Annotated in this window: 12 protein-coding genes; 7 read left to right on the forward strand and 5 right to left on the reverse strand. The window is 45.3% G+C overall.

The genetic code is table 11. The annotated features are described in order from the left end of the window. The first annotated feature begins 65 nt into the window (after positions 1-65). The 5 genes from rpmH (at position 66) to Q4488_RS03170 (ending at position 5830) form a co-directional block, all read left to right on the forward strand. Positions 66-200, forward strand: a complete 135-nt coding sequence (gene rpmH, locus Q4488_RS03150) for a 50S ribosomal protein L34 (protein ID WP_215954020.1) — start codon at positions 66-68, stop codon at positions 198-200. 22 nt (positions 201-222) lie between these two features. After that, entirely contained in the window at positions 223-609 is a 387-nt protein-coding gene (rnpA, locus tag Q4488_RS03155) for a ribonuclease P protein component (RefSeq protein WP_303579006.1), read from the forward strand. A 19-nt stretch (positions 610-628) separates the two neighbouring features. Beyond that, positions 629-2302, forward strand: coding sequence for a membrane protein insertase YidC (yidC, locus tag Q4488_RS03160; RefSeq protein WP_303579007.1), 1674 nt, complete (start codon positions 629-631; stop codon positions 2300-2302). A gap of 288 nt (positions 2303-2590) precedes the next feature. After that, the gene (gene mnmE, locus Q4488_RS03165) at positions 2591-3958 is read left to right on the forward strand and encodes a tRNA uridine-5-carboxymethylaminomethyl(34) synthesis GTPase MnmE (protein WP_303579008.1); all 1368 of its coding nucleotides are present in this window, start codon (positions 2591-2593) and stop codon (positions 3956-3958) included. A 696-nt stretch (positions 3959-4654) separates the two neighbouring features. Continuing rightward, complete coding sequence (locus Q4488_RS03170; RefSeq protein ID WP_303579009.1) at positions 4655-5830, forward strand: TauD/TfdA family dioxygenase; 1176 nt, start codon at positions 4655-4657, stop codon at positions 5828-5830. Positions 5831-5894: 64 nt separating this feature from the next. On the opposite strand, the gene Q4488_RS03175 is transcribed toward Q4488_RS03170, so the two are convergent. The 5 genes from Q4488_RS03175 to Q4488_RS03195 all read right to left on the reverse strand — a co-directional run bounded on the left by Q4488_RS03175 (position 5895) and on the right by Q4488_RS03195 (position 11812). Further along, positions 5895-6890: a GlxA family transcriptional regulator gene (locus Q4488_RS03175; RefSeq protein ID WP_303579010.1), complete on the reverse strand. Its 996-nt coding sequence runs from the start codon at positions 6888-6890 to the stop codon at positions 5895-5897. Positions 6891-6968: 78 nt separating this feature from the next. Then, on the reverse strand, positions 6969-8630 hold the full coding sequence (locus tag Q4488_RS03180; protein WP_303579011.1) for a BCCT family transporter: 1662 nt from the start codon (positions 8628-8630) through the stop codon (positions 6969-6971). A gap of 120 nt (positions 8631-8750) precedes the next feature. Further along, positions 8751-9722, reverse strand: a complete 972-nt coding sequence (locus tag Q4488_RS03185) for a 3-hydroxyacyl-CoA dehydrogenase NAD-binding domain-containing protein (protein ID WP_215954027.1) — start codon at positions 9720-9722, stop codon at positions 8751-8753. Between the two features lie 21 nt (positions 9723-9743). After that, positions 9744-10634 carry a 3-keto-5-aminohexanoate cleavage protein gene (locus tag Q4488_RS03190; protein WP_215954100.1) on the reverse strand — a complete coding sequence of 297 codons (891 nt, stop codon included), beginning with the start codon at positions 10632-10634 and terminating at the stop codon, positions 9744-9746. A 221-nt stretch (positions 10635-10855) separates the two neighbouring features. Continuing rightward, the gene (locus tag Q4488_RS03195) at positions 10856-11812 is read right to left on the reverse strand and encodes a GlxA family transcriptional regulator (RefSeq protein WP_303579012.1); all 957 of its coding nucleotides are present in this window, start codon (positions 11810-11812) and stop codon (positions 10856-10858) included. A gap of 139 nt (positions 11813-11951) precedes the next feature. Here Q4488_RS03195 and Q4488_RS03200 point away from each other — a divergent pair, with 139 nt between their 5' ends. Continuing rightward, positions 11952-12428 (forward strand): thioesterase family protein, encoded by a 477-nt coding sequence (locus Q4488_RS03200; protein WP_303579013.1) that lies wholly within the window; start codon positions 11952-11954, stop codon positions 12426-12428. A gap of 497 nt (positions 12429-12925) precedes the next feature. Then, positions 12926-13363 carry a thioredoxin TrxC gene (gene trxC / locus Q4488_RS03205; protein ID WP_303579014.1) on the forward strand — a complete coding sequence of 146 codons (438 nt, stop codon included), beginning with the start codon at positions 12926-12928 and terminating at the stop codon, positions 13361-13363. Positions 13364-13487 lie beyond the last annotated feature (124 nt).

A 13487-nucleotide genomic window follows, 5' to 3' on the forward strand; every position in this document is an offset into this window, starting at 1 on the left:
TTTTGAGCGTGGGATTCAGCCAACCTTACTGATACCACCACACTGTAAGTAAGTAGGACTGACCAATGAAAAGAACATTTCAACCAAGCAACCTTAAGCGTAAACGCACTCACGGTTTTCGCGCTCGTATGGCAACTAAAAACGGCCGCGTTATTATTAACCGTCGTCGTGCTAAAGGCCGTAAGCGTCTGTCAGCGTAATCTTACCTGTCAGGCTCTCTGAATGAATGAATTCAGCTATCCCCGTCAGTTGAGACTTTTGACTGGTGGGGATTTTAAACAAGTATTCAGCCGAGCTAGTCTCAAGGTCTCAGATAAGCATCTGTTGATTCTTGCACGTCCAAACGAGCTAGAGCATTCCCGCGTTGGCTTTGTCTTCTCTAAAAAAAATATCCGTTTAGCTGTTAATCGTAACCGCGTTCGGCGTATTATTCGCGAGTCTTTCCGTCTCAATCAGCACAAGCTACCGAATGTTGATATCGTCATTCTCGCCAGACCGGGTCTGGGTAATCTCGATAACAGCGAAGTTCAGGCGCTTATTTCACGCAGCTGGAATAGATTGATTGGCCGGGCCAAGGCAAAATCCGACAAAACAAAATCAAACTCATAACTTGAATGGTCCAGAAACCATGGATGTACAGCGCATTATATTGATCGCAGCACTGGCAATAATCTCCTATATGCTGGTGCTCCAATGGAACCAAGATTACGGGGTCAAACCTGTACCGGTTGCTCAGGTCGAATCTGTTTCAGCTTACCAAGCAAAAGCTGAATCGGTCGGTACTCATGAAAGTAGTGACCTGCCAACCACAGAAAGTGCCACCTCTGCGAATACGGATCTGCCTGAAGCTAAAGCTCTGGCAACCTCAGCACAGCAGCAACTGGTTTCCATTAAGACCGATGTGCTTGAAGTGCTGATCGATACCAAGGGCGGCGATATCATCGAAGTGGCGCTGTTGAAGCACAAAGCCGCTTTAGATAATGATCAACCCTTTGTTTTGCTGGAACAGAATGGTAACCGAACCTACGTATCTCAAAGTGGTTTAATTGGTAAAAATGGCTTAGATGCAAGTCCTGATGGCCGGCCACAATACACCACAACCAGCAATAGTTATCAGCTAGAGGGCGATGAGCTGACCGTTGATCTGGTGCATACCGGCGATGATGGCGTGGTTGTTACCAAACGCTTCCGTTTTACTGCGGGTAGCTACACGGTGGCGCAAGATTTTCTCGTGAGTAACGGCTCAACGGAAAATTGGCAGGCTAAACTATTTGGTCAGATTAAACGCGATGGCTCTTCAGATCCTTCCCAGACCACCAGTATGGGTATGCAAGCCTTCCTCGGGGCCGTTTTCTCAACCACTGATGAGCATTATGAGAAAGTAACCTTCGATGATATGCAGGAAGAAAACATCAAGAAGGTCAGTCAAGATGGCTGGGTTGCGATGTCTCAGCACTACTTCCTCAGCGCTTGGATTCCAGCGGCTGGTGCCGAATATAGTTATAGCAGTCGCGTGAGCAAAGGTAACTATATTGCTGGTTTTGTCTCACCTGAATTTAGTGTAGCGCCAGGCGAAACGAAAACCGTGACCGCAGATTTTTATGCAGGCCCTAAAGATACCGATCTGTTAGAGCAAGCGGCACCTAACCTAGAGTTAACCGTTGATTACGGCATTCTCTGGTTCATCGCTTCACCACTCGCTTGGTTGCTAAAAGCCATTCATGGCTTTGTGGGTAACTGGGGTGTTGCAATCATCTTTATTACCATCGTTGTTAAAGCGCTGCTATTCCAAGTGAATGCCAAAGCGTTTAAATCAATGGCGAAGATGCGGAAATTTGGTCCAGAGATGACCCGTTTGAAAGAACTTCACGGCGATGACCGTCAGAAGATGTCTCAAGCGATGATGGAGCTCTACAAGAAAGAGAAGATCAACCCACTGGGCGGCTGTCTGCCAATTGTAGCGCAGATGCCGATCTTCATCGCTCTGTACTGGGTATTGATGGAATCAGTCGAACTCCGTCATGCGCCATTCGCATTATGGATCAATGACCTGTCAGTGATGGACCCATACTTCATGCTGCCGATTCTGATGGGCGCAACGATGTTTATTCAACAGTTGTTAAACCCAACGCCTCCAGACCCCATGCAGGCGAAGATTATGAAGATGCTTCCGATCGTCTTCACCTTCTTCTTCCTGTGGTTCCCTGCTGGTCTAGTACTGTATTGGTTGGTTAACAACATTTTGTCGATTACTCAGCAGTATATAATCAACAAGCAAATTGAAGGCGAAGGCAGTAAGTAAGCCTTCACTCACGATTAAAAAGGTCTCTTCGGAGGCCTTTTTTTTGCTTGACGCTAGGATTGTCGCCGTTACTCAATCTCATAACACAACGGCATACGACGCTCCTGCTTTTAATCGGCTTCGCTCACGAACACTTAACTGAAACACAGACAAGTAAATCGGTTTACAAAACTATTTCGAGCCATCAGCCGGTCACGCTTTTTGTAACTTTCGCACCACGAGCGACACTGCTTATATGCTAAAATTCCCAACTTCAACTATACCGTTCAAGCATCTTCCGAGGTTACGATGACGCTGATTAACCAAGACACAATCGCTGCCCAAGCGACGCCTCCCGGACGCGGTGGTGTCGGTATTGTTCGCGTTTCGGGTCCGCTAGCCGCCACCATTGCCGAACAGATCGTTGGCTTTATTCCACAGCCACGTTATGCTCACTATGGCCCGTTTTATGATACCGAGAAGCATGAGTTAGATCAGGGCCTGGCCCTCTATTTTCCCGGCCCCAACTCGTTTACCGGCGAAGATGTACTCGAACTTCAGGGCCATGGCGGGCCTATCATTATGGACTTTATTCTGCGTCGAGTAATTGAGTGTGGTGCCCGCCTAGCTAACCCCGGTGAATTTTCTGAACGCGCCTTTCTTAATGACAAACTTGATTTAACTCAAGCGGAAGCGATCGCCGATCTGATCGACTCAAGTTCTGAACAAGCCGCCCGCTGCGCACTCAAGTCACTGCAAGGCGCTTTTTCTGAACGCATCCATCAACTCGTTGAAACCCTCACTCGATTGCGTATCTATGTTGAAGCGGCGATCGACTTCCCCGAAGAAGAGATCGACTTTCTCGCCGATGGCAAAGTAGCGGGGGATCTACAACAGATCATCGATAAACTATGCGAAGTGAAACAGGAGGCAAGGCAGGGTAGTCTGATCCGCGAAGGCATGAACGTGGTCATCGCTGGACGGCCTAACGCGGGCAAATCCAGCCTCTTAAACGCCTTAGCGGGTAAGGAATCCGCCATCGTTACCGATATTGCCGGTACCACTCGAGATGTGTTGCGAGAGCACATCCATATTGATGGTATGCCGCTGCATATTATCGATACCGCCGGTTTACGGGATGCTCCTGATGAAGTCGAACGTATCGGTATCAGTCGAGCCTGGGATGAAATTCAGAAGGCCGATAGGGTACTATTGATGGTCGATGGCAGCACCACCGCCACCGACGATCCGCAACAGATATGGCCTGAGTTCGTTAGCCGCTTAGAAGATAAGAGCAAGATCACGGTTATCCGTAACAAGTGCGACCTCACCTCAGAACAACCGATTATCGGTGAGCATCATGGACATACATTGATATCGCTATCTGCCAAAGCCGATATCGGTGTTGATAACCTACGCCAACACCTAAAAGACTGCATGGGTTTTGCCAGCACCACCGAAGGTGGCTTCCTTGCCAGACGCCGTCATATCGATGCCCTTAACCGAGCTGAAAGCCTGCTATTAACCGGTCAAGAACAACTGATCTATGGCGGCGCAGGGGAGCTACTCGCCGAAGATCTACGTCAAGCGCAGCAGCACCTCAGTGAAATCACCGGTGAGTTTAGCTCTGATGATCTATTGGGAAGAATCTTTAGTTCGTTCTGTATCGGCAAGTAAACCGAACCAAGGCTTGTTTTAACGATCGATAACAAGGGAAAGTGCGAATAAGTCCGTTATGTTCTCTGCGGACATTAGAATGGCCAGATACGCGAAAGCCAGCGCAGCGAAATGTCTGGACCTTTTCAAGCTGGCTGACAAAGTAGATGACCATTCTAATATCCGCCCTTCGGGGCTTTCAGAGAAGCAGGATCTCAGCGTTAACATTTTTCGACGTACAACCAGTATGCCTGTAACTGTTGCCTTGATCTCCAGCTTCTCTGTCAGCCAGAGGCGTAATTGACTAATTCGCACCTTCCCAAGCCTTGAGGTTTAAAAACGTACCTGTCAATAACGACCAATAACAGTACGAAAACTCTTATCTCCAACGGTTTTCTGACTTTAAAACCCTATTAACCCACTCAATATCGTTATTTTTTGTCTACTCTGCGCAGCTGATTCTCTATTGAGAATAAATAAGAAGAGGGTCGTTAACAGCGATAGACTAATCAATATTCTCTGTGGCCGACTAAAACAAGGAAAAACATCACTTACCTTTTCTGCATAAGTACATTAAGCATGAATAAGTAACTTTGATCAAAACGCCGTTTATATATAAAAACAAGTCGATTGCGTATCACAGGCAATGCTTTACCTCAGTATAAGATGATTCCACGATTACATAAAAAAAACGTCGAATCTTATTAGGATAGTCTAATGCAATCACTTGATAACTCTTTAGAAATAGCATCCTTTACGCCCTATCATATTAAACAACTCCCTATCGACGTGAGCCTCAATGATGCGTCACTGACGATTACATGGGATGATGATCATAAGAGTGAGTTTCACTATTTATGGTTGCGTGATAACTGTCACTGTTCTAAATGCATTGCTCAACTCACCAGAGAGCAAATGTTTGAGATCTGTGATGTCCCACTAGAGATAAAACCGGCTGAAGCCTATATATCTGATGAACATCGGTTAGTTATTACATGGGATCATCAAGCGCATATCAGCCACTTCCACCCGGGTTGGTTACGCAGTCATTGCTATAGTGAAGCGAGCCTACAAGCCAAACAGTGGCAGCCAAAGATATGGGACAAAGCACGTATTCAGGCAGAACTGCCTAAGCATCAAGCCAAAGAGATCCTACAAGATGACGCATCGCTGCTTAACTGGTTAAGAGAGCTAAGAGATTACGGCCTGACGCTTGTCGAACAGGTCTCAACCGAACCCAATTCTTTAATTAACGTGGCTAACCGAATTTCATTTATTCGTGAAACTAATTTTGGCACCATTTTTAATGTGCAAGCAAAGGCCGATGCCAACAGTGCAGCTTATACGGATTTACGACTCCCCTTACACACCGACTTACCAACGAGAGAATTGCAACCCGGCCTACAGTTTCTGCATTGCTTAGTGAATGATGCTGAAGGAGGGGAGTCCATCCTGATTGATGGCTTCAAAATTGCTCAACACATGAAAGAACATTACTCAGATGACTTTCACAGCCTGAGCACCTTCCCGATGTCGTTTTACAATAAAGACAAGCTCACTGACTATCGCTTTCGAGGCACAGCCATTGTGACAGATAGTAATAATGAAGTCGTAGAGGTCCGCTTAGCCAACTTTTTGAGAGGCCCTATCGATGTGCCCGCCCATCAAACAGTTCCTCTCTATCAAGCTTACCGACGCTTCATTGCCTTAACTCGAGAGCCTCAGTTTCAATTCTTTTACCGCCTGAATGCCGGTGACCTCATTGTGTTTGATAACCGTCGTGTATTGCACGCGCGCAACGCCTTTAATTTAGAAAAAGGGCACCGACATCTGCAAGGTTGTTATGTTGATCGCGATGAATTGCTCTCGCGTATCCGTGTGCTAGAAAGATAATAACGGGCACAATAGCAATCAATCTTCAAGGTTGTTCCCAATTCTGGGAGCTCAACCTTGAAGATTATTTAATCATCGAACGATATTTAGACGCGGTCATGCCGTAACGCTCTTTGTAACGACAACTAAAATGAGCCGTTGAACTAAAACCTGTGGCCAACGCAATTTCTGTCACGCTTAAACTACTGTCTGACAGTAAATGTTTACCATGCTCAACACGTAAACCTAAATAGTAAGCAGCAGGGGTGCACTTAAAATATTGCATAAACAGACGCTCTAACTGCCGACTGGAAATACAGAGAAGAATCGATATCTCTTTCGTCGTCAGCGGGTTTTCAATATTTTCAGACATTAGCTTCAATGCCTTAAGAACTTTTGGATGATGAATATTCATTCTTTTCATCCAATCCATTTTTTGATTATCTGAACGATTGCGCATGCCATTCTTAATCAATTGATCGCATACTAATTTAGCTAAATCAGAGCCTCCGTATTCAGCAATTAGATACAGCACCATATCGCTGGCCGCCGTACCTCCAGCACAGGTAATGTAATTGCCATCGATCTCAAATAACTCATGGGTTACCTCAATTTGGGGATACCTTTCCTGAAATGAGGGTAGCGCCTCCCAATGGAGAGTGACTTTGCGATGATCTAACAATCTAGCCTTTGCTAATAGATAACAACCGGTATCTAAAGCGCCAATGATGCCACCTTGATGCTGTAGCGTTCTGAGCCATTGAATCGTTCTCTCATTGATATGGCGTTCCGGGTGAAAACTGGCATTAACAAACAGATTACGGGGTGCGCTAACTTGCTGAAAATGATGACTCGGTTGCAGCGCCATGCCATTGCTGGCCGTCACCACTTCGCCACCATCACTTAAACATTGCCAACGAAAAACCTCTTTTTCAAGTAAACGGTTAGCAATACGTAACGGCTCAATCGCCGATAATAAGGACACCATGGCGTACTCTGGTAAGAGCAAAAACGATAATGTAAAAACACCGTCATCATCAGCCACTAATGTCGATAGTGCGATTGGAGAATCACTACCCATAACTTTATCTCACATCAAAAAAAACGACACGTAAAAATCACGTGTCGTATTGGCAAAAACCGATCAAGCTCGATCTAATCAATCTAATACAGCTTGCGATTCCACTAGTTTTTTTGGCTCAGTCAGTAACGATTTTAAGACCCCTAACGTCATGATAATGATAATAAAACTTAAAGGTAGAGCAGCCGCTATATTAGCCGTTTGCAGGGCGCTTAGCCCTCCCGCCACCAACAAGGCAGCAGCCACAAAACCAATAACAATACCCCAAAAAATACGGAATGCTTTGGGTGGCTCTTCATTACCTAAAGACAGAATAGTCGTTAATACCAATGTACCGGAATCTGATGACGTTACGAACCAGCTCATTAACAAGAAGACCATCATCGCTGAGACAAGCCAACCCACCGATCCATCACCGAAAATACCATCGGAACTAGCAAATAAAGCCGCAGGCAAGTTCCACGCATTTACCAGATCAATAATCCCAGCGGTACCAACACCGTTATCGGCAGCCAACTCTTGATAGAGCGCTGTACCGCCAAAGATACCTAACCAGACAAAGATAATAACGGTCGGCACTAACAACACACCTATCACAAATTCTCTCATGGTACGGCCACGTGAAATACGCGCAATAAACAAACCAACAAAAGGAGCCCAAGCTAGCCACCAGCCCCAATAAAAGACAGTCCAGCCATTTTGCCACTTCGCTGGGCCTTCTTCTTCAGGAAACCAAAGCCCCATAGGCACAAAGTTAACTAAATAATCGCCCAAAGAATCCATAAAGATGCCGACTAACCAACTCGTTGGTCCTCCGAATAAGAAGAATGCGACCACCACAAGGGAGATAATAATGTTCCATTGGGAAATAATGCGAATACCTTTACCCACGCCCGATAAAGCAGACAGGATCGAGATAATGGAAATGATAACAATTAAAACCAACTGTGTGGTCAAGCCAGAATCAACGCCAATCAGTCGCTCTAAACCAACCGACATTTGACTGACGCCTAAGCCCAAAGATGTCGCGACACCAAAGACACAGCCTAATACGCCGAATATATCCACCGCATGGCCTATCGGCCCATAAATACGGTCGCCAATAAAGGGATACAAAGAAGAACGTAATGCGAGTGGTAGTTTTTTACGGTAGGCAAAGTAGGCTAACGACATTCCAACAATCACATAGACGGCCCAACCATGGAACCCCCAGTGAAAGAATGTCACTCTTAATGCATCGACAGCACGTTCATAACCCATTTCCCCAGCACCGGCTAGGTCGGCATAAGGATTATTGGGATAACCAAAAGCGCCGCTGTTATCGAGGTAAAAAATAGGTTCAGCGACACCAAAAAACAAGATACCGATACCGATACCCGCTGAAAATAACATTGAAAACCAAGCAAAATTACTAAAATCTGGACGACTGTCGTCGTCTCCTAAGCGAACACTACCGAAACGACTAAAGACAACAAACGCACACATGGCAATCAAGAAGACGATGGTTACCATGTAATACCAACCAAAAGTCACTTCAATCCATGTTCGAATCGTGCCAAAAAGCGATCCCGCTAGCTCCGTATTCGTTCCAGTAAACAGTACAAATAGCAGGACTAGCAGGGTAGACGAAATTGTCATACCTTTATGCATGCCTTTAAAAAGGCCATGTTTTGCTAATGTATCCGATTTAAACACCCCTGATTCAGATGATTCAAAACCGGATTTAAGATTAGACGACATAAGCGTATTCTCCGTTTTTATAGTGAGGCTTTTTGTGATTTATTTTCTGTTTATAACAACGCACCTTTGTCGAGAGCATCCTTGCTTGTAAAACATCCCATAACGGAAAAGTCCGCTAACTTAACGCTTAATACCTTTTTCTTCGCGGTATTCGTTGAGTGTCTGCATAATGCGAATTAAACAATCATCTCGTTCTTGAATAAGCTCATTAATCGAGGCACCGTTTGCCTGCGTTAAACAACCTTCAACCATGTCATCTTTGAGTTTTTGTGTTAATTTCGGCGCTTTCAGACGGGTCCAAGGCTCTTCTAAGGACTCTTCAAAATGATCCAATAAATGTGCCATCCCCCCCTGTCCACCACCGAGATGATACGTCAAACAATGGCCCATGATTGCCCAACGCAAGCCAGGCCCATAAGCGATCGCCTTATCGATGTCTTCCACGGAACATTCGTTATTCGCCACCATATGTAGTGCTTCTCGCCACAACGCTTCCTGTAGACGGTTACCAATGAAGCCCGGCAGCTCTTTATCCATTTTAGCGACTTGTTTTTCGGTGAATTCATAAAATTCAGCCGTCCAATCCACGACGTCCTGACTGGTGCGTTCGCCACCACAGACTTCACAAAAAGGCACTAAGTAGGGCGGGTTAAACGGGTGTCCAACCACAAAACGTTCTGGCTGAAGTTCAAGATTAACCGCCATATCCGTCATAGCAAAACCCGAGGTGCTCGAAATAATAACCACCTCCGGTGGCGCAATTCGATCAAGCTCGGCGAATAATTGCCGTTTCGCATCCAGTTTTTCTGGCGTACTTTCTTGAATCACTTGGACGCTGTTAGCCAGTTCTTCTAGTGAATCAACAAAGCGTAAATTCTGTTTACTGGCACCTTCACGAAGGCCTAATTTGGTGATGGTAGGCCAGATGTGGTCAACCATCGCTAATAGCTTTTCTTCGGAATTAGGGCCTGGATCATAAGCAACCACTTCCATGCCCATGCGTAAGTAATGCAGTGCCCACGCACCACCGATCACTCCCGTACCAATGACACCTACTTTTGTTACTTCGTTTGGATTAGGACGAGCCATCATTCATCTCCTACACTTTAAATATTATTGAATGCCACTTAGGCCAAGTTTTTCACGAGCTTCGGTCGGATTAAGAATACGAGCACCCATGTTTTCAATAATATTGACTGAACGTTCAACCAACTGACCGTTGGTCGCGAGCACGCCTTTTCCTAGATACAAATTATCTTCTAACCCAACGCGCACATGGCCACCTAATAACGCCGATTGTGCAACCCAAGGCAATTGGTTGCGGCCTAATGCAAAGGCGGTCCAATTTGTATTCGCCGGTAGCATATCAACCATCCCTTTTAGCAAAGCAAAGTTGGGTGGTGTTCCCCAAGGAATGCCTTGGCACAACTGGAACATAGCATTATCATCCAATAGGCCTTCTTTCATCATTTGTAGGGCGAACCAAAGGTTGCCGGTATCGAAAATTTCTAGCTCAACGGTGACCCCTAATTCTTGAATACGAGCGGCACCAATGCGCAGCATCTCGGGCGTCGACACATAGACTAGATTGCTATCACCAAAATTTAAGGAACCACAATCTAAGGTACAAATTTCAGGTTTCAACTGTTCGATATGTACCAAACGTTCATGAGCACCGACTAAATCAGTATCCTGAGTAAAAGCCGTCGGGTTCTCATCTGGGCCGATATAGAGATCACCACCCATGCCTGCCGTTAAGTTAATAACGATGTCGCAGCTAGAGGCTCTTAATCGCTCACAAACTTCGGCGTACAGCTCAACACGTCTAGAGCCTTGAGTCGTCTCAGGATCTCGTACATGGATATGAGCAATAGCCGCTCCGGCATTCCAAGCTTCAATAGCAGAATTGGCTATTTGCTCAGGCGTCACAGGGACATGTTTATTACGTTCTGCGGTATCCGCTGCACCATTTATAGCGCAAGTGATAATGACGTCTTGATTCATCATTCAAAGCTCTTTTATAAGTTCAATACACACTAAAGCGACGCTACTGTGATCGCTCTAACCATCAACAGTTATAAAAGTTACAGATTAAATGAGTTCAATTTTGTCTAAAGACGATGACTCTTAGCTTAAAAAAACAGCATTGACCAAGTAGCACGCTAAATAACACCTAAAGATAAAGCCCGAAGATCTCGCGGGTGAATAGGTGAATGAACAAACCGTTAGCGTTCATCGCTGGGTTTTTTACAAAAAGTCTGTTGATAGCTACGGGTAAAATGGGACAGCGAAATGAAGCCACATGCCATCGCAATCGAGGTCACACTGCTTCGGGTTTGCTGTAGCATCCAACGGGCTTTTTCTAGCCTTAGGTTGCGATAGAAAGACTTTGGCGTCTGCTGTAAATGACTCTTAAATAGACGCTCTAACTCCCGGCCCGAAATGCCGAGATGGTCGGCAAGCTCCGTTATTAACAGAGGCTCTTCAATATTTTGCTCCATGAGCTGAACCGCTTCTATTAAATGAGGATTGCGAGTGTCTAATCGTAATTGCATCGAACGGCGCTGCGGCTCCGTATGAGCTCTTTCATGGGTATAGACCAACGCATCCGCGACCTGTGAGGCTAACGCTTTACCATACTGAGTCGAGACCAAATAAAGCATCATATCCAATCCAGACAACGCCCCAGGGCAAGAAAAGCGTTTTCGGTCTATGACGAGTAACTCTTGAACAAAAGTTACTTTTGGAAAAGTCTGCGATGCACTTTCATGGTTCTCCCAATGGATAGTGGTTCGGTAACCATCTAATACACCCGCAGCCGCGGCAATATAAGCTCCCGTATCCTGGCAGCCAATGTCCGCACCAAAGTTATTCTGCTGTCGAATAAAACCGAGTAAAGCCGCCGTTTTCGATAACCAAGGATCACGTCCCGAGCAAATAATCAGCGTTTCACATTTATCGACATCCTTAATGCTCACATTGGTCATAATCTCTATATTGTCACTGCTACGAATTAAGCCTCCGGATTCAGACACGAGAAACCATTCGTACAGATCATCATCACTAGTCCCGTTCGCATGCCGTAAAGGACCTAACATGGAGGTTAGGCCAAACAATGAAAAACCCGGAAGCAATAAAAAATGAATTTTTTGTGGCCCAGCCTTTAATCGATCACCAAACACCTAGCCCCCTCGTATTTACAGACTGAGCTTAATTTCAGTCTATAAAAATCAATTAGTATGCGATTTTAGTCAATTCTATTTAACATTACATTTTATGATTGGCCACTGAACTCCCACTTCTTACTGTTTAGGAATCATAATGTCGCAACTAATAAATTTATTTGAAAGTGATGTACTCACGGATTGGATAGACTATAACGGTCATATGAACGATGCCTACTATGTCGTCGCTTTTAGTCAAGCTATTGACGCTTTTATGGTTCACATTGGCCTAGATGAACCTTTTCGAGCAGAGCATCAGGTTTCTATCTACACCCTACAAAGCATGGTGCAGTATTTAAAGGAAGTGAGTGAAGGTGAACCGCTTATCATCAAAGGCCAATTGCTCGAGAGTGACAACAAAAAACTGCGTCTCTATATGACCATGTTTCATGGCCAAACCCATGACGAACTAGCCACAATGGAAACCTTACTGCTTCACATGAATATGGAACTTCATCGAGCGGCACCGTTTCTAGCTAGCACCCAGGCCATTGTCGATAACATTCAAGCATCTCATAATGAACTGGAAACACCCGTCACAGCGGGCAAAGGAATTAGCTTAAAACGTAAGTGAGACCTCGGTATTAAAAGCGCTCAAAACACAAATGAGCGCTTTACTTGCTATACCGCTGAACAGTATCAGCTCTGAAACGCATACAATATTTCGCCTAATATAGGCGAACCCTTTTTACCTACTCGTCGAATGCAGCAGCTCAGGCTCAAATGACCCCGATATCACTAACCATAAGCCGTCTATGACTAGGGAATAACCGCTAGACTTAGCTGTCCATATCGCTAATGCATGCTGGTGGCTAATCCCGTCCACCTCTGATGGAAACAGAGTAAACTCACACAAAATAATCCAAAACGTTAATACTAATGCCAAGCAAACCGGTTGAACCCGATGCTTAGCATTTCTACGTTGGCTCTTTATCGATAAGAAATACGCTACCCTGATCTGACATTTCGGAGTAAAGTCTTATATAGCACATTGCTAATATGAGTAACCTATTGAGAAAAACCGCTCGATAGGCTAGATCACTAAGTACGTTTAGTTAGTAAGGACTCACTATGACTACCAGTATCTGTTGTCCCAACTGTTCAGCCACCAATAATGTTCCCACTGCACGACTCGGTGATGGTCCCAAATGCGGTAAGTGTAAACAACCGCTGTTTCAAGGAGCTACCACCGCTCTAACCGCCGCGAATTATCAGAGCATGATTAACCGCAATGATATTCCTGTGTTAGTCGATTGCTGGGCGAGTTGGTGCGGCCCCTGTCAGCAGTTTGGACCGACATTTGAACAGGCCGCAGGGCAGTTTGAACCCAAAATCCGATTAGTAAAACTCGATACCGAAGCAGAGCAGACCATCGGTGCTCAATTACAGATTCGTTCGATCCCAACATTGATTCTATTTAAACAAGGTAAAGAGACCGCGCGAGTCAGTGGTGCGTTACCCTTGAGTCAACTAAAGCAGTGGTTAATTCAAAATGGCGTCGATCTTTGAGCACCGCTGTATAACGTCAACTTATCCACCTGTAAAACATAGACTATAAGCTGTCGATAACGACCACAAGTTACGCACAGCTTATAATCAGTCTATCCCCTCGACTATCCTTCCTCTTTCTTCA

The sequence above is a fragment of the Amphritea sp. 1_MG-2023 genome (assembly GCF_030547545.1).
Classification (GTDB): Bacteria; Pseudomonadota; Gammaproteobacteria; order Pseudomonadales; family Balneatricaceae; genus Amphritea.

Bases quoted from the DNA above. Each gene is read 5' to 3' on its own strand.
- rpmH (WP_215954020.1), top strand. From the start codon at position 66: ATGAAAAGAACATTTCAACCAAGCAACCTTAAGCGTAAACGCACTCAC.
- rnpA (WP_303579006.1), top strand. From the start codon at position 223: ATGAATGAATTCAGCTATCCCCGTCAGTTGAGACTTTTGACTGGTGGG.
- mnmE (WP_303579008.1), top strand. From the start codon at position 2,591: ATGACGCTGATTAACCAAGACACAATCGCTGCCCAAGCGACGCCTCCC.
- Q4488_RS03175 (WP_303579010.1), bottom strand. From the start codon at position 6,890: ATGGGTAGTGATTCTCCAATCGCACTATCGACATTAGTGGCTGATGAT.
- Q4488_RS03190 (WP_215954100.1), bottom strand. From the start codon at position 10,634: ATGAATCAAGACGTCATTATCACTTGCGCTATAAATGGTGCAGCGGAT.
- trxC (WP_303579014.1), top strand. From the start codon at position 12,926: ATGACTACCAGTATCTGTTGTCCCAACTGTTCAGCCACCAATAATGTT.
- Q4488_RS03200 (WP_303579013.1), top strand. From the start codon at position 11,952: ATGTCGCAACTAATAAATTTATTTGAAAGTGATGTACTCACGGATTGG.
- yidC (WP_303579007.1), top strand. From the start codon at position 629: ATGGATGTACAGCGCATTATATTGATCGCAGCACTGGCAATAATCTCC.
- Q4488_RS03170 (WP_303579009.1), top strand. From the start codon at position 4,655: ATGCAATCACTTGATAACTCTTTAGAAATAGCATCCTTTACGCCCTAT.
- Q4488_RS03185 (WP_215954027.1), bottom strand. From the start codon at position 9,722: ATGATGGCTCGTCCTAATCCAAACGAAGTAACAAAAGTAGGTGTCATT.
- Q4488_RS03180 (WP_303579011.1), bottom strand. From the start codon at position 8,630: ATGTCGTCTAATCTTAAATCCGGTTTTGAATCATCTGAATCAGGGGTG.